This window comes from Leucobacter sp. UCMA 4100 (genome assembly GCF_027853335.1).
In the GTDB taxonomy this organism is placed as follows: Bacteria; Actinomycetota; Actinomycetes; order Actinomycetales; family Microbacteriaceae; genus Leucobacter_A.
On the sequence record NZ_JAFEUS010000002.1, the window covers coordinates 309411 to 328425 of the forward strand.

At 63.1% G+C, this 19015-nt stretch carries 21 protein-coding genes; 11 read left to right on the forward strand and 10 right to left on the reverse strand.

The genetic code is table 11. The features are described 5' to 3' along the window. Nucleotides 1-10: 10 nt before the first annotated feature. Nucleotides 11-640 (forward strand): O-methyltransferase, encoded by a 630-nt coding sequence (locus tag JSO19_RS01600; RefSeq protein WP_270909305.1) that lies wholly within the window; start codon nucleotides 11-13, stop codon nucleotides 638-640. 65 nt (nucleotides 641-705) lie between these two features. Here JSO19_RS01600 and JSO19_RS01605 read toward each other — a convergent pair whose 3' ends face one another. The 8 genes from JSO19_RS01605 to JSO19_RS01640 all read right to left on the reverse strand — a co-directional run bounded on the left by JSO19_RS01605 (nucleotide 706) and on the right by JSO19_RS01640 (nucleotide 7707). Then, nucleotides 706-876 (reverse strand): DUF3117 domain-containing protein, encoded by a 171-nt coding sequence (locus tag JSO19_RS01605; protein ID WP_217131856.1) that lies wholly within the window; start codon nucleotides 874-876, stop codon nucleotides 706-708. A gap of 183 nt (nucleotides 877-1059) precedes the next feature. After that, on the reverse strand, nucleotides 1060-2352 hold the full coding sequence (locus JSO19_RS01610) for a citrate synthase (protein ID WP_217131854.1): 1293 nt from the start codon (nucleotides 2350-2352) through the stop codon (nucleotides 1060-1062). A gap of 215 nt (nucleotides 2353-2567) precedes the next feature. Further along, nucleotides 2568-2885 carry a ferredoxin gene (gene fdxA / locus JSO19_RS01615; RefSeq protein WP_217131852.1) on the reverse strand — a complete coding sequence of 106 codons (318 nt, stop codon included), beginning with the start codon at nucleotides 2883-2885 and terminating at the stop codon, nucleotides 2568-2570. Nucleotides 2886-2920: 35 nt separating this feature from the next. Beyond that, complete coding sequence (locus JSO19_RS01620; protein ID WP_270909309.1) at nucleotides 2921-3385, reverse strand: prepilin peptidase; 465 nt, start codon at nucleotides 3383-3385, stop codon at nucleotides 2921-2923. Beyond that, nucleotides 3382-4296, reverse strand: coding sequence for an acetylglutamate kinase (argB, locus tag JSO19_RS01625; protein ID WP_270909311.1), 915 nt, complete (start codon nucleotides 4294-4296; stop codon nucleotides 3382-3384). Before argB ends, JSO19_RS01620 begins: the two co-directional genes overlap by 4 nt. 11 nt (nucleotides 4297-4307) lie before the next feature. Continuing rightward, on the reverse strand, nucleotides 4308-5465 hold the full coding sequence (gene argJ / locus JSO19_RS01630; protein ID WP_270909313.1) for a bifunctional glutamate N-acetyltransferase/amino-acid acetyltransferase ArgJ: 1158 nt from the start codon (nucleotides 5463-5465) through the stop codon (nucleotides 4308-4310). 13 nt (nucleotides 5466-5478) lie between these two features. Beyond that, nucleotides 5479-6528: an N-acetyl-gamma-glutamyl-phosphate reductase gene (gene argC / locus JSO19_RS01635; RefSeq protein WP_270909315.1), complete on the reverse strand. Its 1050-nt coding sequence runs from the start codon at nucleotides 6526-6528 to the stop codon at nucleotides 5479-5481. Between the two features lie 39 nt (nucleotides 6529-6567). Continuing rightward, the gene (locus tag JSO19_RS01640; protein WP_270909317.1) at nucleotides 6568-7707 is read right to left on the reverse strand and encodes an aminotransferase-like domain-containing protein; all 1140 of its coding nucleotides are present in this window, start codon (nucleotides 7705-7707) and stop codon (nucleotides 6568-6570) included. A 75-nt stretch (nucleotides 7708-7782) separates the two neighbouring features. Here JSO19_RS01640 and pdxS point away from each other — a divergent pair, with 75 nt between their 5' ends. Further along, entirely contained in the window at nucleotides 7783-8703 is a 921-nt protein-coding gene (gene pdxS / locus JSO19_RS01645) for a pyridoxal 5'-phosphate synthase lyase subunit PdxS (RefSeq protein ID WP_270909319.1), read from the forward strand. A gap of 77 nt (nucleotides 8704-8780) precedes the next feature. On the opposite strand, the gene JSO19_RS01650 is transcribed toward pdxS, so the two are convergent. Both JSO19_RS01650 and JSO19_RS01655 read right to left on the reverse strand, forming a co-directional pair. Next, the gene (locus tag JSO19_RS01650) at nucleotides 8781-9851 is read right to left on the reverse strand and encodes an enoyl-CoA hydratase/isomerase family protein (protein WP_270909321.1); all 1071 of its coding nucleotides are present in this window, start codon (nucleotides 9849-9851) and stop codon (nucleotides 8781-8783) included. An 11-nt stretch (nucleotides 9852-9862) separates the two neighbouring features. Then, nucleotides 9863-11173, reverse strand: coding sequence for an MFS transporter (locus JSO19_RS01655; RefSeq protein ID WP_270909323.1), 1311 nt, complete (start codon nucleotides 11171-11173; stop codon nucleotides 9863-9865). A 32-nt stretch (nucleotides 11174-11205) separates the two neighbouring features. On the opposite strand from JSO19_RS01655, the gene JSO19_RS01660 reads away from it, so the two are divergent. From JSO19_RS01660 to JSO19_RS01700, 9 genes are all read left to right on the forward strand, one after another. Then, the gene (locus tag JSO19_RS01660) at nucleotides 11206-12048 is read left to right on the forward strand and encodes a DUF3097 family protein (protein ID WP_270909324.1); all 843 of its coding nucleotides are present in this window, start codon (nucleotides 11206-11208) and stop codon (nucleotides 12046-12048) included. Nucleotides 12049-12085: 37 nt separating this feature from the next. Beyond that, nucleotides 12086-12463 carry a Fe-S oxidoreductase gene (locus JSO19_RS01665; protein WP_270909326.1) on the forward strand — a complete coding sequence of 126 codons (378 nt, stop codon included), beginning with the start codon at nucleotides 12086-12088 and terminating at the stop codon, nucleotides 12461-12463. Beyond that, nucleotides 12460-13095, forward strand: coding sequence for an MBL fold metallo-hydrolase (locus tag JSO19_RS01670; RefSeq protein WP_270909328.1), 636 nt, complete (start codon nucleotides 12460-12462; stop codon nucleotides 13093-13095). Before JSO19_RS01665 ends, JSO19_RS01670 begins: the two co-directional genes overlap by 4 nt. Nucleotides 13096-13098: 3 nt before the next feature. Beyond that, entirely contained in the window at nucleotides 13099-14013 is a 915-nt protein-coding gene (locus JSO19_RS01675; protein WP_270909329.1) for an alpha/beta fold hydrolase, read from the forward strand. An 84-nt stretch (nucleotides 14014-14097) separates the two neighbouring features. After that, nucleotides 14098-15618 carry an ABC transporter substrate-binding protein gene (locus JSO19_RS01680; protein ID WP_270909331.1) on the forward strand — a complete coding sequence of 507 codons (1521 nt, stop codon included), beginning with the start codon at nucleotides 14098-14100 and terminating at the stop codon, nucleotides 15616-15618. Continuing rightward, complete coding sequence (locus JSO19_RS01685; protein WP_270909332.1) at nucleotides 15615-16568, forward strand: ABC transporter permease; 954 nt, start codon at nucleotides 15615-15617, stop codon at nucleotides 16566-16568. The genes JSO19_RS01680 and JSO19_RS01685 overlap by 4 nt, the downstream gene beginning before the upstream one ends. Continuing rightward, nucleotides 16565-17413: an ABC transporter permease gene (locus JSO19_RS01690; protein ID WP_270909335.1), complete on the forward strand. Its 849-nt coding sequence runs from the start codon at nucleotides 16565-16567 to the stop codon at nucleotides 17411-17413. Before JSO19_RS01685 ends, JSO19_RS01690 begins: the two co-directional genes overlap by 4 nt. Continuing rightward, the gene (locus JSO19_RS01695; RefSeq protein ID WP_270909337.1) at nucleotides 17410-18216 is read left to right on the forward strand and encodes an ATP-binding cassette domain-containing protein; all 807 of its coding nucleotides are present in this window, start codon (nucleotides 17410-17412) and stop codon (nucleotides 18214-18216) included. The genes JSO19_RS01690 and JSO19_RS01695 overlap by 4 nt, the downstream gene beginning before the upstream one ends. Continuing rightward, on the forward strand, nucleotides 18217-19014 hold the full coding sequence (locus tag JSO19_RS01700) for an ABC transporter ATP-binding protein (protein WP_270909339.1): 798 nt from the start codon (nucleotides 18217-18219) through the stop codon (nucleotides 19012-19014). It abuts the gene before it with no gap. Nucleotide 19015 lies beyond the last annotated feature (1 nt).

The window sequence follows — 19015 nt, forward strand, 5'->3', positions numbered from 1 at the left end:
GCCTTGATGCATGACTAAGTATGAGAGTGGTTGGCAATACACCGAGCAGTACCCGAACGAGGGCGACACCCAGGTGAAGGCTCGGCGGCTCTCGCTCGAAATCGGGGTCGAGCCCGTGAGCCGAGCCATTGCGGCTCAGCTCTCGGCGATTCCCGTCATGACGGGAGCGACGACACTGCTCGAAATCGGCACCGGTGTCGGTGTGAGCGGCCTTGCCCTCATGCGGTACGTTCCCGAGGCGCACCTCACCTCGCTCGATGTTGAGGCAGAGACCCAGAAGCACGCGCGGCAGCTCCTCATCGAGTCTGGCGTCGCAGCCTCACAGTTTCGGCTCGTCGCAGGTGACGCCAAGCAGGTGCTGCCCAGGTTCAACCAGGACTCATACGATCTCATTCACATTGATGGCGAGAAACGCGACCTGCTTGACTACGTCGAGCTCTCGCTGCCCCTCTTGCGCGTCGGCGGCACGATCGTCATTCCCCACGCCCTCGCTGGCGGTAAGGTCGCCGACCCAGCCTCACGCGACGAGGTCACAACCCTCATCAGAGACCTCCTGGCGACCGTCCAAGACGCTGAGGCCGTTGTGCCTGCGCTTTCACCCGTGGGCGACGGCCTGCTCACGCTCACGCGCCGTCAGTAAGTACTCATGAAACGCGAAAGCGGCCCAGATCACTCCGGGCCGCTTTCGTCAGATGGTTCTTGGGGCTACTCGCCGATCACACCGGTGATCACCTTGCGAAGCTCAGCGGCTTCTTCGTCGTTAACCGATACCACGAGCCGCCCTCCGCCTTCGAGGGGAACTCGCAGAACGATGACTCGACCCTCGCGCTCGGCTTCCATGGGTCCGTCTGTGGTCCTGGGTTTCATAGCCGCCATGTGGCCTCCTCTGTTTCACGTGTAGGTCTCTATTATCCCGCGAATCGAGACGAACCGCTAACTTCCGGCCAAAATGTTACTGACTTGTTCGCTTGTCGACACGACAAAGGGTGCGGATCGAAGCGTTCTCGATCCACACCCTCCGAGGCTCTTAAGCGGCGATGCCGTTCCCGAGCAAGTGGCTTAGCGGTCCAGGTGACGCTCTGGCGAGCCCGTGTACAGCTGCTGCGGGCGACCAATCTTCGTGCCGAGATCGAGCCGCGCTTCACGCCAGTGGGCGATCCACCCGGGAAGGCGACCGATGGCAAAGAGCACGGTGAACATGCGGGTCGGGAACCCCATGGCCTTGTAGATGACGCCCGTATAGAAGTCGACGTTCGGGTAGAGGCGACGTTCCTGGAAGTACGAATCGTTGAGCGCGATCTGTTCAAGCTCCTGCGCGAGGTCGAGCAGCGGATCGTTCACGCCGAGTTCGGCGAGCACGCGGCCGGCGCTCTCTTTCACGATGCGTGCGCGGGGGTCGTAATTCTTGTAGACCCGGTGCCCGAAGCCCATGAGCTTCACGCCGTCTTCTTTGTTCTTGACCTTCTCGACGAACGAACGCACGCCCTCACCCGAGTCACGAATCTGGCCGAGCATATCGAGCACGGCCTCGTTTGCGCCGCCGTGAAGCGGGCCCGAGAGCGCGTTGATGCCGGCCGAAATCGACGAGAAGAGGTTCGCGCCGGTCGACCCCACAAGACGCACGGTCGAGGTCGAGGCGTTCTGCTCGTGATCAGCGTGCAGAATGAGCAGCTTATCGAGCGCGTCAACGAGCACGGGGTTGATCTCGTACTCTTCGGCCATCGTGCCGAAGTTCAGGCGCAGGAAGTTCTCGACGAAGCTGTGGTTGTTGTCGGGGTACAGGGTGGCCTGACCGATCGACTTCTTGTGTGCGTAGGCCGCGAGCACGGGAAGCTTCGCGAGCAGACGAATGGTGTTGACCTCGACGAACTCTTCAACACTCGTGTCGAGCGATGACTCGTAGTAGGTCGACATCACCTGCAGGCCGCCGGAGAGCGCCGCCATGGGATGCCCGGTGTGCGGCAGGCCTTCGAAGTAGTAGCGCATGTCTTCGTGCAACAGGGTGTGACGACGAATGTTGTCGTCAAAAGCCGTGAGCTCTGCGGGCGTTGGCATCTCGCCGTAGATGAGCAGGTAGGCAACCTCGAGAAAAGTCGACTGCTGCGCGAGCTCTTCGATCGGGTAGCCGCGGTACCGCAGGATTCCCTGGTCGCCATCGATGTAGGTGATGGCTGAGCGGGTCGAAGCGGTGTTAACAAAACCGTAATCGAGGGCGGTGAGCCCCGACTGTGCGGTCAGCTTACTTACGTCGATCGATGATCGGCCGTCGGTGGCCGGGAGGATGGGCAGCTCTGCTTCTCCACCCGGAAATGTGAGCTTCGCGGTACCTTGCCCCTGAGCGTTATTCGCCACGGCGTCTCCAATCTGCGCCAACTCACTTCGTGGTGGTTAGCGGCAATACGATGATTTCTCATCTACCTTAACCCGAAAATTCAATGAGCAGTGAATCGGAGTCGTTGAATGAACCCTACAGTTCAGATGGTTCGAAGCTGTACAAAGCGAATAATTGTCGCAACCCTCAATGATTCCATCTCGTCTGTGCACGTTGGCACAGTTTTTAACGAGGGCTAGGCCATTGGCGGCAGTTCGGCAACGATTGGGTGGTCGAAGTCGTAGGCCCCGACCTTGGCTGCACCGCCGGGCGAACCCACCTTGTCGAAAAACTCGACGTTGACGCGATAGTAGACTTCCCAGACCTCTGGGGTGTCATCTTCGTAGTAAATCGCTTCTACCGGGCACACGGGCTCGCAGGCACCGCAATCTACGCACTCGTCTGGGTGAATGTAGAGCATACGTTCGCCCTCGTAGATGCAATCAACCGGGCATTCATCGATGCAAGCTCGGTCTTTGACATCAACACATGGCAAAGCAATAATGTACGTCATTTCATAGCCCCTTTCACTGGCGACGAGGTCAGCCTCTAGTGTACCGCCCCGAAAAGCGCGAACCCTGCACCAACGAGCATCCACGGGGCAAACGGGATCTTGCTTCGCGCTTTTGCGCGCCCAAACAGCAAGGCTACGGCCGCCGCAAGGCCACCCGCGAGAAACATGGCAAATCCGCCAACAATCACCGCACCATAGCCTCCATAGAGCCCGAGTACTGAACCGAGGTAGCCGGCAAACTTCACGTCACCGCCGCCGAGGCTACCCCGCGAGGCAAGCGCGACAAGGTACCACACGGCGAAGAGCGCGAGACCACCAAGGACCGAGCGAATGAGCGGTGCGGCGGCAGATTCACCGAGCGCGGTTACGCCCGCCACCGCCCAGGCGAAAACCGTCGCCGGTAACACCAGGAGGTTCGGAATGCGCATCGTGCGCTGGTCAATGACCGCGATCGCAACAGCGATCACGGCAAGCACTGCCCCCAGCGCCCAGGCGATCATGCCCCGTGGCTAGGGACAACCTCGGTGCCGATACCCGCTGCCGTGAGAATCTCGATGAGCAGCGAATGCGGCTTGCGCCCGTCAATGATCGCCGCCTTGGGCACACCGTTTTGCACCGAGTCGAGGCAAGCCTGCATCTTCGGGATCATGCCGCTCTCGAGCTCAGGCATGAGCGCGATGAGCTCGTCGGTCGTGATCGATGAAACGAGTGACGAGGTATCTGGCCAGTTCGCGTAAAGCCCCGCGACATCGGTAAGAATGACGAGTTTCTCGGCCCCGATCGCCTGAGCGAGGGCAGAGGCCGCCGCATCTGCGTTCACGTTGAGCGCCTCAGCCACGTCTTCGCCGTTGGGCGCGATTGATGACACGACTGGGATGAGTCCCCGGTCAATGAGCCCCAGCACGGCTTCTGGCCGCACATCAACCACGTCGCCGACGAGGCCCAGGTCGACTTCGCGCCCATCAACCAGTACCGGGCCCCGCTTCTCAGCGGTAAAGAGCCCGGCGTCTGCCCCGGCGAGCCCAGCGGCAAGCGGGCCGTGCTCGTTGATCCGGTCGACGAGTCCTGGGTTCACCTGCCCCGTGAGCACCATGCGCACGACGTCCATGGCTTCGGGCGTCGTCACACGGTAACCACCCTCAAAGGTGCTCTCGATGCCGAGCCTTTCGAGCATCGTGTTAATCTGTGGGCCGCCGCCGTGCACCACCACCGGCTTCAGCCCGGCGTAGTGCAGGTACACAATGTCTTCGGCGAACGCGGTCATGAGCTCGTCAGAGACCATCGCGTTACCGCCAAATTTCACGACGACAATCGCGCCACGAAACTTCTTCAACCATGTGAGCGACTCGATGAGCACCGCGGCTTTCTCAGCAGCGAGGTCTTGTTCGCGCTCGCGAACGCTACCCGTCATGGGGTTCTTTCCTAACTCGAGTACGCGCTGTTTTCGTGCACGTATTCGTGGGTGAGATCGTTGGTTAAAATCGTTGCCGTGTGCTCGCCAGCCTTGAGGTCAATCAGCACGTGGGTGTTGCGAGGGGTCAGGTCACAGTCGTCAACCGGGCGGTCTGGAGCACCCTCACTGCACAGACGCACTCCGTTAAACGAGACGTCTACCTTGTACGGGTCAAAGTCGGCTTTCGTGGTGCCGATCGCAGCGAGCACGCGGCCCCAGTTCGGGTCGTTGCCAAAAATCGCGGCCTTGAAGAGGTTGTTGCGGGCAACGGCGCGGCCCACTTCTTCGGCGTCTTGCTCGTCAGCGGCGCCCACGACCTCGATATCAATGTCGTGGGTGGCTCCCTCGGCATCGGCCTGGAGTTGCTTCGCAAGATCTCGCATCACCTCGGTGAGCGCTTCGGCGAATTGCACCTCATCGGCTTCGACGCCAGAGGCGCCAGAGGCCAGGAGCGTCACCTGGTCGTTCGTTGACATGCACCCGTCTGAATCAAGACGGTTGAAGCTGAGCTCAGAGCCCGTGGCAAGCGCGCGTTCGAGCGACTCGTTAGTCATCACGGCATCGGTCGTAATGACCACAAGCATCGTAGCGAGACCAGGAGCGAGCATGCCAGCCCCCTTCGCAATGGCGGCGATGCGCCACCCCGCCTCGCTCTCGAAGAAACCGTTCTTTTCGACGCTGTCGGTCGTGAGAATCGCAGCAGCGGCGGTCTCATCGTCGTCAGACAGCTGGCCCACGAGGGTCGGAACGTTAGTCACGATCTTGTCGCGAAAGACCTGATCACCGGTGCCGATGAGTCCGGTCGAGCACACGAGTACCTCAGAAGACTCAAGCCCGAGCTCAGCCGCAGCCGCCTCAGCAGTGAGCCTTGAGGTGTCAAAACCAAAGTCACCGGTGAAACAGTTCGCACCGCCCGAGTTCAGCACGATCGCTCGCGGCGTTCGTGCGCGCATCACCTGCTTTGACCAGAGAATCGGGTTTGCCTGCGCACGATTGCCCGTGAATACCACGGCCGCAGCGGGATGCGGCCCGTCATTCACGACGAGTGCGAGGTCTGGTTTGCCGGTCGATTTGAGCCCTACCGCGATTCCAGCAGAGCGAAACCCTGCCGCCTTGGTGACCGTCACAGTGATTCCTTTCCTACGGCGCTACGCCGTTAACGCTGAGGCCACTCGCTTCGGGAAGCCCTAGAGCAATGTTAGCCGACTGGATCGCGGCGCCAGCGGTTCCCTTCGCCAAATTGTCGAGCGCGGCAACAACCACCACCCTGCCGGCGGCCTCGTCAACGGCAAGCCCCATGAGGCAGGTGTTGGCGCCGAGGGTATCGGCGGTTCGCGGGAAAACGCCCTCGGGCAAGAGCCTCACGAAGTGCTCGTCTCCGTAGGCCGAGTTCCATGCCTCACGCACCTCGGCTGCGCTCACCCCCGCTTTCAACGGCGCCGTCGAGGTCGCAAGAATACCGCGGCTCATGGGCACCAGCACGGGCGTGAAGCTGAGGCTTGGGGTCTCGGGGGCACCAGCCCAGCGCAACGACTGCTGAATCTCGGGAATGTGCCGGTGCGATCCGCCAACCGAGTAGGGGTTCGCCGTGCCCATGAGCTCGGCCCCGAGCAGATGCTGCTTTGCGGCCTTGCCGGCACCCGAAGGCCCTACAGCGAGCACGGTCACGAGGTCACGCGGCTCGATCACGCCGGCGGCAATGCCAGGTGCGAGCGAGAGCGCAACGGTCGAGGCATTGCAGCCCGGCGCCGCAATGTGGGTCGCTCCGGCCAGTTGCTCGCGCTGTTTCTGGCCCTCGCCAATGAGCAGCTCGGGAACCCCGTAGGTCCACGCGTCAAAGAACTCGCCGCCGTAAAAGGCATCCCAATCGGTCTGCGAGACGAGCCGGTGGTCGGCACCGCAGTCGATCACGAGTCGGGTGTTGGCAAGCTGCGCGCTCAGCGCACCCGAAGCGCCGTGCGGTAGCGCAAAGAACACGATGTCGTGTCCGTCGAGCACCTCGGCGGTGGTGGGCTGCAGCGTGAGGTGCGACAGCGAGAGCAGGTGCGGCTGCGACAGCGCCAGGGGTTGCCCAGCGGTCGAGTGCCCGGTCACGGTCACGACGTCGAAGTTCGGGTGCTCTGCGAGAAGCCTGAGCAGCTCGCCCCCCGCGTACCCACTCGCCCCTGCTACCGCTACCCGATACCGCACACGTGCCTCCTCATAACCTGGCTGTTTCGCACCATTGTCTCACGAGGCGACCTCCTGGCGTTGTCTGGCTCGGCGAAGCCGGGCAACATGCCTGCGCAGTTCGCCGGCCCCCAGCAGCTCCGAGAGCGCAATTTGCAAGATGGGCGAGACCGGGCAGCCGAGGTCGCGTCGAACCGGTAAGAGCATCGTGCGGATCGACGCTGGCACAATGAGAAAGCCCGCCGCGAGGGTGAACGAGAGCGTCGCCGAGAAGCTTCCGAGTGTTGCGACGACACCTCGCTCGGGGTCATCAAGCGTCGCGAACGTTGGAAGCGGGGCACGGGTATAGCGTTGCTCACTGTCAAAGTCGTCTTCGATGAGCATGACGCCGCGCTTGCTCGCCCACTCGAGGAGTTCGAGCCTACGTTTAAGGGGCATAAGGCCTCCCCCGGGAAACTGAAAGCTCGGGGTAATGATGATCGCGTCGAGAACCGCCTCTGGCAGCCCATCGACGAGAATGCCGTCGTCGTCTCCCGGGAGTGACACCGCGGTCGCACCATGCCGCTCGGCAACTTCCCGCAGTGATGCGGGCCCTTCGGCCTCGAAGCCGATGACGAGGCTGCGCCCTCTCGTCGTGCCGAGCGCCGTGAGAATGAGGCTGAGCCCCTCGCGAACCCCGGCGGTCACAAGCAGGTCGTTCGTGGAACGAACGGTGCCTCGCATCGCCCGCAGGTGCTCCGAGACCTGGTACAGCAGTTCGGGGTCGCCCTCGACCGGCATGGGGCGACCAATGCGCTCAGAAACGGCCGCTTTGCGCCACGCAGCACGCCACGCGGGCCTGGCACTGAGGTCGGCGATCGGCTTCGGCTGTTGGTGCGCCGGGTGAGCCGCACGCGCGCTCGGGACGCTCTGCGCAACCGGCGGCACGTAGTGGTGAATCTCGGTGAGACGTTCGTTCACGCGGGTACCAAGCCCCTGCCCCGACGAGAAGTACCCCTCTGCGACGAGCTGCTCATACGCGGTCACGACGGTGCCGCGAGACACCCCGAGCCTCGCTGCGAGGTCGCGGGTTGGCGGCAGGCGGTCGCCGGGACGCAAGGCACCCGATTCGATTTCGTGGCGCAGGGCGAGCACCAGTTTCGCCGAGAGCGAGCCTGGTGTTTGCCGATCAAGCTGAATCACGAGTTCGACCTCTGACACTTCAACCCCTTTGGTCTAATGATTTATTTCATTATTGGACTTTAATTTACACCAAGAGCCATTCATACTGCTCATATGACTACCAAATACAGCAGTAATGCATTCGAATACACCCCATCAGCACTCGTGAAGCGCGGCGTTGCCGACAGCCTCAAGGGCGGCGTGATCATGGATGTCGTGACGCCGGAACAGGCCCGCATCGCCGAAGATTCGGGAGCGGTCGCCGTCATGGCCCTCGAGCGCGTTCCCGCCGACATTCGCGCGCAGGGCGGCGTCGCCCGCATGTCGAGCCCCGACCTCATCGAGGGCATCATCGAGACCGTCGATATCCCGGTCATGGCGAAGGCCCGCATCGGTCACTTCGTCGAAGCGCAGGTGTTGGAGCACCTTGGCGTTGACTACATCGATGAGTCAGAGGTTCTCTCACCCGCCGACTACGCCCACCACATTGACAAGCAGGCCTTCAAGGTGCCTTTCGTGTGTGGCGCAACCCACCTCGCCGAGGCGCTTCGCCGCATCACCGAGGGCGCAGCGTTCATTCGCTCGAAGGGCGAGGCCGGCACGGGCGACGTTTCACAGGCCACACAGCACATTCGCGTGATCCTCGCCGAGATCGCTGAACTGCACGCGAAGTACCAGTCGAACCCCGACGAGCTCTACGTCGCCGCGAAGGAGCTTCAGGCCCCCTACGAGCTCGTGCGCGAGGTCGCAGAGACCGGCAAGCTTCCCGTCACCCTCTTCACGGCGGGCGGCGTCGCGACCCCAGCAGACGCGGCAATGATGATGCAGCTTGGTGCTGACGGAGTGTTCGTTGGCTCGGGCATCTTCAAGTCAGGAGACCCGGCAGCACGCGCTCGGGCGATCGTGAAGGCAACCGCACACTTCCAAGACCCGGCTGTCATCGCCGAAGCATCACGCGGGCTTGGCGAAGCCATGGTGGGCATCAACGTGAGTGACCTGCCGGCGCCGCACCGTCTGGCAGAGCGCGGCTGGTAAGCACTGAGCACGTCCAGCAAAGGGGCGAGGCACGGCAGCACGATAGCCGCGCCTCGCCCCTTTGCTTGGCGTGAGCCCTATTCGACGGGGTTGATGATGGTGGCGATGTCTGCGGCCTCGACAGACTCGAGCGTCGCCGGGTTCCATGCCGGCGCGTTGTCTTTGTCGATCACCCGGGCGCGCACGCCCTCAACAAAGTCGCGTTGAAAGAGTCTGCTGCACACCCTGAGGTCATCGCGAAGTACCTGTTCGAGCGTAAGCCCAAGCTGCCTGGTGCGGGTGATCTGAGCGAGCGTCACAATGACCGAGGTCGGGCTCATCTCGCGAATGGTCGAAGCGACTTCTGGCATCCGTTCTTCGGCAAGCGCCACGAGACGCAGCGCAGCCGCGATGGCCCACTCGCCGAGGTCGAGGGCCGCGGGCGAGAACGACGGGGCAGAGAGCGCTTCGCCAAAGAGCTCATCAATCTCGCGCTGCCGGGCACTGAGCTTCGACTCGGGAGCAGCGGTGGTAAAGCTGGCGATGATCCGCTCAATGCTCTCGGCATCTTCGCCGCCCTCGGCGAGCGCTGTGGTTAGCTCAGGCAGGCGATCACGCGGCACAAAGACGTCGGCGAACCCGAGTGCTATTGCATCGCCGGCGTCCATCTGGCCGCTCGACACCGCGAGGTACTCGCCAAGGTGTCCCGGCGCGTTGGCGAGCAGCAGGTGCCCACCGACGTCGGGCACGATGCCAATGCGCGTCTCGGGCATCGCGAGGCGACTCGTCTCGGTGACGATTCGGTGTGCAGCGTGTCCGGTCAGCCCGATGCCGCCGCCCATCGTGATGCCGTCCATGAACCCGATCACGGGAATGGCGAGCTCCTGCGTCATAAGGTCAAGCACATACTCCCGTTCGATGAACTCGTGAGCATGCTGGGCGCCATCTTGCGCCATGGCTTTGATGTCACCGCCACCGCACAGACCTCGGTCGCCGGCGCCGGTTATCACGACGGCACGCGAGCCGTCGGTCGCAGCGTGTTCGAGGGCCTGAATCATGATCTCGACCATTTCGAGGGTGAGCGCGTTAATGGCTCGTGGCCGATTCAACGTCACACGGGTGATATGGCCGAGTCGGTCGATCAATACGGGTGCATCATTGGATTCCATACTTCCCTATCCTAGGGCTTTGGATCGGTTGAATCATAGGCCATAAATCCGCGGGCAAGTTTGACCGCGCAGCCCATGAAGACCATGATGATGACGCCACCGACGACCGAGGGCACCCAGAGAAAGAGCGTCGCGGTGAGCATGCCCGCCCAGAGGTCACCAAGACGAGGGCCACCGGTCACGACAATGGTGAAGATGCCCTGCAGCCGGCCCCGCATGTGGTCGGGGGCCGAAACCTGCAAAATGGTGCTGCGAAACACCGCGCTGATGTTGTCTGAGGCGCCAGAGGCGGCGAGCGCAATAAATGCGAGCGCGATGAAGAGTGGCCTCGGCGTCTCTTCTGTGGCCTGACCGGTGAGCTGCGCAACAAGAATGACGGCACCAAACATCGCGATCGAGAGCCCGTATACCGCGATGGCGCCCGTGACCGCAACGCCCTGCCTTCTCACGTTGCCAACCCAGCCTGAGCCGAGGCTCGAGAGGAAGGCGCCCACGGCGACGGCAGCCGTGAGCATGCCCGCCGTCGTGTACCCACCGCCCAGCACGACCATGCCGATTGCCGGGAACGTCACACGGGGCTGCCCGAACACCATCGCGATGATGTCAAAGACAAACGTCGCCCGAATGTTGGGCGAGCGCTTCAAGAATTGCCAGCCCTCGATGAGCGAGCGCAACCCGGGCTTCTCGGCCTCTCCCTCTGGAGCGATGGGCGGCAGCGAGAGCACCCCGAGAAAACCGGCGGTAAAGAGCACGACGTCGACGAGGTAGGTGTAACCGAAGCCAACGCTCGACACGAGTACGCCGCCGAGCGCGGGGCCCACGGCAACCCCGATACCGAAAGAGATGCCAAAGAGCGCACTCGCCTGCGGGATGAGGTTGGGCGGCAAGATGCGCGGCATGATCGCCGAGCGGGTCGCCCCGAGAATCGTTGCGGCCGAGGCATTGAGCGCTGCGAGCAGGTAGAGCGGCCAGGTCTCGGTCACCCCGAGAAAGGAGATGACGGCGAGTGCCCCGATCGAAGCCCACGACACCGTCGCTGTGACGAGCGAGAGCGTGCGTCGGTCAAACACATCGGCGAGCATGCCACCCCAGAGCCCCGCAATAATCATGGGGCCGAGCGCCCAGAGCGCAACCATCGAGACCGCGAGCGTCGAACCGGTGAGGTCATAGACGTGCATGCCAACGGCAACAATGGTCATTTGCGACCCGATGAGCGAAACCGAGTTACCGATGTAGAGTCGGGTGAAGGCGGGGCTCGCTTTGAACGGCGCGAGGTCGACAAAGAGCCTCGATTTCTTTGGTCTCTCGTGTGGCTCGTTCATCTCTTATCCATCATGCCCTAGTCTGTGGCTTTATGACATACGACGATCGATACGGGCGTGACGCGGTCGCTGACTTTCGTGACCGTCGACGCGCAGCAAAACCACCCGAGGTTGAGCTCACCAAGGGACTCCTGCTCGAGCACGCGCTCACTGAGTTTTTCGGTGAGGTCGTGAAGTTACCCGAGGGCGGAGTGATCGCGCTGCGCGACTTCGATGGCTTCACGAGGTCGTTTCCCGTCAAAGACGCTTTCCTCGTCGACGGCAAGCGTGTCACCCTCGTTGCCGCACGCGGCCCCCAGACCCGTCTCGTCTCGGCATCTGGTTCGATTCTCGGCGAGCGCAAGCGGGCGCAGGTCGCGCGGGCGAGCAGAATCTTTGTCGAGGGTAAGCATGATGCCGAGCTCATCGAGAAGGTGTGGGGCGACGATCTTCGCGAGGCTGCGATCGTGGTCGAGCTCCTTGACGGCGTTGACCACCTCGAGACGGTGCTTGAGGAGTTTGCGCCGGGCCCCGAACGCCGCGCCGGCATTCTCGTCGATCACCTCGTCGAGCGTTCAAAGGAGTCTCGCATCGCCGAGCAGATCGAGCGCCGTTTTGGCGAGGGTGTGCTCATTCTCGGTCACCCCTTCGTCGATGTGTGGCAGGCGGTGAAGCCCGCGCGTCTCGGTATCGAGCGCTGGCCTGTCCCACCCCGCAGCGTTGAATGGAAGCGCGGCGTATGCCAGGCACTCGGTTGGCCACACGAGGAGCAGGCCGATATCGCCGAGGCATGGCAGCGCATTCTTTCGCGCGTGACCACCTACCGTGATCTCGAGCCCGCGCTCAGCGGGCAGGTCGAGCACCTCATCGACTTTGTGACGGTCGGGCATCACTAGGTTGGTCTTGCCCAGGCAGGCGCGTTACCCTGACCGTATGGAGTTACGCACGAGACCATACCCTTTTGCGTGGCTCGGCTACGCGTATGCCACCACCGTGGGGTTTGTGTGGGGCGCGCTGCTGAGCCGTGGCGAGATTGAAAAGCACGGCAGGCTGTGGGTCTTTCGCGGCATGCCCTCATGGGCTTTTGGCCGAGGCGGATCGTGCGTTGGCGCGTGCTATCTCACCGACCAGAACGTCACCCCAGCGGTGCTCGCGCACGAAGAGATCCACCGTCAGCAATGGCGCACCTTCGGTCTCGCGATGCCCGTGCTCTACTGGCTTTCGGGCCGAAACCCACACACCAACGTGTTCGAGGTCAACGCCGGGCTTGAACAGGGCGGTTACACGACGAAGAAAGGGACGGTCTCATGAGCGACACACCACGCATCGAGCTGCTGCGCACACAGGGAACCCTGTGGCGCGAAGCAGAGGGCTTCAGCATTGAAAATAACGTGTGGATCATCGGCTCAGATACCGAGGCCATCGTCATCGACGCCGCTCACGACGCAGCCGAGATCGCTGAGGCGGTCGGCGAGCGAACCGTGCACGGTATTCTCCTGACCCACGGCCACGAAGATCACGTCAATGCGGCGCTTGAGACGGCCGCAAAGCTCGACGCTCCCCTCTTTCTTCACGAGGCTGACGACTTCTTGTGGCGCGAGATCCACGCAGAGGCCGAGACGCCACTCGAGCTCACCCACGGCGACACCTTTACGGTGGCGGGCGTCACGCTTGAGACGAGGCACACTCCGGGACACACCCCGGGCTCGGTCTGCTTCGTTGCGCGTGACCACGGCTTCGTCTTCTCTGGTGACACGCTCTTTCAGGGCGGCCCCGGCGCAACGCGCTGGGAGTACAGCGACTTCGGCCAGATCATTACCTCAATCGAAGAGCAGCTCTTTTCTCTCGACGAGCAGACGCAGGTGCTTCCCGGCCACGGTGACCCGACGACCGTTGCGGCAGAGCAAGTACAGCTAAAGGCGTACCTTGAGCGGGGTTGGTAACGCGTGACACACAGCTCAGAGTTTCGCTTCCTTCATGAGCACGCTGAGCGGGTGAACCGGCTCGCTCCCCTACCAAAGGTTGAGCGCAAGAGCGTGCTCGCCCCCAGTGGGCGTCGCGTGAGCGCCCTCGTCAGCAACGACCCACTCGCTCGCGGCACCGAGCCGGTCGTGTTTCTGCACGGCGCTGGCCTCAATGCTCACACGTTTGACGCGACGGTTCTCGCGCTCGAAGAGAATACGGTGTCAATCGATCTTCCCGGACACGGCCGAAGCGACTGGCGTGACGATGCCGACTATTCGCCGACCACGGTCGCCGCAGACGTTGCCGCGACGATCGCCTCGCTCACGAGCGGTGATGTGCACCTCGTCGGGCAGTCACTCGGTGGGCTCACCGCGGCCGCGCTCATTCCCCTCTTACATAGCCGCCTTCGCACCGTCACGCTCATCGACATCACCCCCGGGTTTGACCCAGCGCGCGACGCAACCGACGTGTCCCACTTCATCTCGGGAAAGCGTGTCTTTGCCTCGTACGACGAGATGGTCGACCGGGCAATCGCGTTTGGCCTGGGCAGCGACCGGGCAGCGCTCACGCGCGAGATCGCACTGAACGCCCGTGAACGAAGCGACGGTCGTGTCGAGTGGAGCCACCACTTTGCACAGCTTGACGGTCTCGACGCCGCGGCGTCAGGCCCAGAAGCACAACGCCCTTTCGAGGGGCTCTGGCAGCACCTGGCGTCACTTGGTGCACGGGTCACCGGGGTGCGCGGCGCGGCGGGGCTCGTCACCGATCAGCTTCAGAGCGAGTGGCGAAACCGCCTTCCCGAGGCCGAGATGATCACCCTTCAAGGCGGTCATAACGTGCAAGAAGCGGTGCCCGCTCAGCTCGGTTTCTGCATACGCAAGATCGTCTTGGCATAAGGTACACTCAAGTATCCGGCGCGGGGCACGTGAACTCCTTCACTGTTCGAGCAGCGGGCGGATGAATATCCAAGGAGCAATGGCGTGACGCAGCCTCACCTCGGCAACTCTGGGTCAGAGTACCGTAAAAAGAACCGTTCGAAGCTTCCCCTCATCATCGGAGCGGTCGCTGCCGTCGCCGTGGTTACCGGAGGCATCTTCTTGGCGCAGAGCCTCTCGAAGAAGCCAGCAGAAGACGCCGCCTCTGAACTCACGATCGGTATTCTGCTGCCGCCCACCAACCTCGATATTCGCAACACCTCGGGAGTTGCCCTCGACCAGGTGCTCGCCGACAACGTGTACCAGGGCCTCATTGGCTTTGTTCCCGGCACGCTTGAACTGCGCGAGGTGCTCGCCAAGAGCTACACCGTGAGCGACGACGGCAAACGCTACGAGTTCACCCTGCGCGATGACGTGACCTTCCACTCGGGTGCCTCACTCACCGCAGAAGACGTCATCACCTCGCTCTCCGAGACGCTCGGCGACACCGTCACGGTCTCTTCACCGTCAGAGGGCCTTGTCGTCATCGAGCTTGCAGAGCCCAACGCGTTCTTCCCGTTCCAGCTCGCTGGCCGCGAGGGGCTCATTCTTGAAGCTGCCGCGACCAACGACCTCAAGAACACGGCCAACGGCACCGGCCCCTACACGCTCGCTTCATGGAAAGAGGGCGACAGCATCACTCTCGTGAAGAACGAGCAGTACTGGGGCACCGAGGCTTCGCTCGACCGCGCCGTCTACCGCTACATCAGCGACGGCAAGGCCGCGGTCAATGCGAGCCTCGACGGCGACCTCGACGCGCAAATCGCCGTGCTTCCCTCACTCGTTCCCGAGCTCGAACAGAGCGGCGAGTTCACCCTCGTGAACGCCGAAAGTTCAGACGTCTTCACCCTCGGCTACAACAACGCCAAGGCTCCCTTCGACGACGAGCGAGTTCGCACCGCCTTCTCGCAGGCGATCGACAGCTCAGCACTCGTTGAGGCACTGCAGGGCGACGCCAAGCCGCTCGGTGGCCCCATCACCTCGCTCGAGCCCGGCTACGAAGACCTCACCTCGATCAACGCCTACGACCCAGACAACGCTCGCGCACTGCTCGAAGAGGCAGGTGCCAGCGATCTCTCGGTCACCGTCACCGTGCCGAACTTCTACGACACGGTCGCGCTCGACATCGTGAAGTCTCAGCTCGCCGAGGTTGGCGTCACGCTGAACATCAAGCAGGTCGAGTTCGGCACCTGGCTCGAAGACGTCTACACGAACCACGACTTCGACCTCAGCTTCGTCGACCACGCCGAGCCCTTTGATTTCGGCAACTACGCCGACAGCGGCTACTACTTCGGCTTCGATAACGCCGAGGCGCAGCAACTCTACGCAGAGGCGCTCAAGGCCCCGTCAACCGATGAGATGTCGCCACTGCTCGCGAAGGCTGCACGCGTTGTCGCCGAAGAAGCTCCTGCCAAGTGGCTCTACAACTACACGCCGACCAACGCTGTTGCCGAGCACGTGAGGGGCTTTCCCGAGAGCAACACGAATTCGCGCATCAACCTCGAGGGTGTCACAATCGAGAAGTGATCCGTTTCATTCTCACACGCACCCTGACCCTCATCTTGGGTCTGGTGCTCGCGAGCGCCGTGATCTTCATCACGCTCAGGCTGCTCCCGGGCGACGTTGCGCAGGTTATTGGTGGCACTCAGGCGTCACCAGAGCGCATCGCTGAGATTCGCGAACAGCTAGGGCTCAACGTGCCGCTACTGACGCAGTATGTCCAGTGGATCGGCGGCATCGTCACCGGCGACCTCGGCACCTCCATCTTGACCGGTTCACCGATAGAGGCAGAGATCGTCGAAAAGGCCGCCGTGACGGTGCCCCTCACGATCTACTCACTGATCATTGGCCTCACGATCGCGCTGCCACTCGGGGTCATCACCGCCGTCAAGCACCGCAGCGCCGCATCGCGATTCCTCTCGACGGCGAGCATCGCGGCCGCAGCCGTTCCCGTCGTCTGGGCCGGCATGCTCGCGATCATGGTGTTTTCGGCATGGCTCGGTTGGTTCCCATCGCAGGGGTTCCCTCGCGAGGGCTGGGAGTCGCCGCTCGCCGCGATCCGCTCGCTCACCCTGCCCGCCCTCACGATCGGGCTCATCGAGGGAGCGATTCTCTTTCGCTTTGTGAAAAGCGCGACGCTCACGGCCTTAGACGCGCCCCACGTGCTCACCGCGATGTCGCACGGCCTCACCCGCTCGCGCGCACTCGTGAGCCACGGCCTGCCGAGCGTCGGGCTCTCGATCATCTCGATGCTCGGTCTGCAGGTTGCCTCGTTACTCGTGGGCGCCGTCGTCGTCGAGCAACTCTTCACTCTTCCAGGTCTCGGGCGCATGCTCGTGAGCGATGTCGGGAACCGTGACCTGCTCAAGGTACAGTCGACGCTCTTCGTGCTCACCGCGGTGATCCTCATTCTCGGAGCCGTTATTGACATCGTGCACCGCCTGATCGACCCGAGACTTGCGGAGGCCCAGCGATGAAATCAGCACGCACCGTCTTCGCACTCACCATCATCGGGCTCACGGTAGGGCTCGCTCTGCTCAGCCTCTTCTGGCTTCCCCACGACCCCTCGTACGCCTCGGCCCAAAACACCTGGCTCCCGCCCTCACCCGACCACTGGCTCGGCACCGACGGCTCTGGCCGCGACATCGCCTCACGCCTCATCATTGGCAGCAGGGTCACCGTCATCGTCGCCCTCGGCACCGTCGCCTTCGCTGGGGTGCTCGGGCTGTTGCTCGCGATTCCGCAGGCGCTCGGCCCACGGGTGATCCGCGAACCCCTCGCGATCTTGATCGACGTGCTCATCGCTTTTCCGACGCTCCTCATCGCGATCATGCTCACGGCGGTGTTCGGCTCGAGCATCACGATCGTCGTTGTCGCGGTGGGCCTCGGTTACGGGGTGCAGATCGCCCGCGTCGTCAAAGCCGAGCTCAGGCAGGTTGCCGGCGCCGACTACGTGCTCGCGGCACGGGCCGCGGGGCTCTCACGCTGGCGCATTCTCACCAAGCACCTCATTCCCGGGGTTTCCTCGGTACTGTTTGTGCAGCTCTCGCTCTCGATGGGGCTCGCCGTGCTCGCAGAATCCGGCCTCAGTTACCTCGGCTTCGGCGCGCCACGAGACATGCCGTCGTGGGGCACGATGCTCGCCGAAACGCAGCGCTACATCGGTGTGCACCCCGAGGTTGTCCTGTGGCCCGGCCTCGCGATCACCCTCGTGGTGCTCGCCTTCTATCTGATCGGCGACGTGCTGCGCGAGTCGCTCGACCCGGCGCTGCACGGCAATAAGCCCATCGCCCGCAGAACCGCCCTGGGGGTGCAAGCATGACCAACGCCCTTTCACTCGAGGTCAGAGGCCTCACCGTTTCCATCAACGGCACCGAGCTTTTACACGAACTCGACCTCAGCGTTCAGGCCGGCGAGAGTGTCGGCTTTATCGGCGGATCGGGCTCGGGCAAGACGCTCACCGCCCTCGCGATCGCTGGGCTCCTGCCCGAACACGCCGTCGTCGAAGGGTCGATACGGCTTGACGGTCGCGAGCTCGTAGGGCTCCCCGAGAAAGAGCTCGCCCTCATTCGCGGCGACCTCATTGGCGTCGTATTTCAGGAACCCAAGACCGCGCTCAACCCGCTGCGCAAGCTCGGCAAACAGATCACCGAGGCGCTCACGACCCGCTACGATCTCAGCAGGCGGGAGCGGCGCGATGCGGCGCTCAGGCTGGCGAGCGCCGCGGGGCTCAGCGACCCCGAGCGCATCGTCGATTCCTACCCGCACGAGGTCTCGGGCGGCCAGCGCCAACGCGCGGCTATTGCCGCGGCCATCTCTGCACGGCCAGGCCTGCTCTTTGCCGACGAGCCGACCACCGCTCTCGATGTCACGGTGCAGCAGGGGGTGCTCGAGCTCTTTCAACGCATCACCGCTGAAAACGAGTCGACCCTCGTGTTCATCACCCACGACCTCGCCGTACTCTCGTCTGTTGCCGACCGGCTGTACGTGTTCGACGAGGGTGCGATCATCGAGACCGGCAGCACCCGAGACATCATCGCCGACCCGCAGCACCCCGTCACCCTGCGTCTGCTCGAGGCAGCCCGCAACGGCGACGACGCGCTCAAACGATACGAGGCGATGTAAATGCTCATTGGCGAACAGACCCCGCTCTCGCAGGCATGCGACATCACCGTCACCTTTCCCGGCCCATCGCGCGGCCTCATGGGGCGTCGCGAAAAGCTCACAGCACTCGATCGCGTCACCATGCACGTCAACCGTGGCGACTCGCTCGCGATCGTCGGCGAGTCTGGATCAGGCAAGTCAACGCTCGTGCGCGCGCTCCTCGGGTTGCAGCGAGTCGACTCGGGTGAGATAACCTACGATGGCCGCCGCGTCACCGGGCGCGGCCGCGAACGGTGGCTGCGAAGCCGCACCGGCATCGTCTTTCAAGACCCGTACTCGTCGTTCAGCCCGCGGCTCACCATCGGCGAGAGCGTCGCTGAGCCGCTCGAGGCGCTCGAGATCGACTGCGACCGCACCGAACGCGTGACCGAGGTGCTTTCGTTGCTCGGCCTCCCCGCCGATGCAGCGAGCCGCTACCCCCAGGCCTTCTCCGGGGGCCAGCGACAACGCATCGCGATCGCGCGCGGCCTGATCCACCGCCCTGAGCTCTTGATCGGCGACGAGCCAGTCTCGGCTCTCGACGTGCTCGTTCGGCAGTCAATCCTGCGCCAGCTCGCGACGCTGCGACGCGAGCTCGGCCTCACCATGATCAACGTGACCCACGATCTCAGCATCGTTCCCGATATCGCTGACCACGTTCTCGTTTTGCAGGCAGGCAAGGTCGTCGAAACGGGCACGGTCGAAGCCATCTTTGGAAACCCCCAAGACCCATACACGCAATCGCTCATTCGCGCGATCCCGCGGCTCGAAGAAAGGTAGC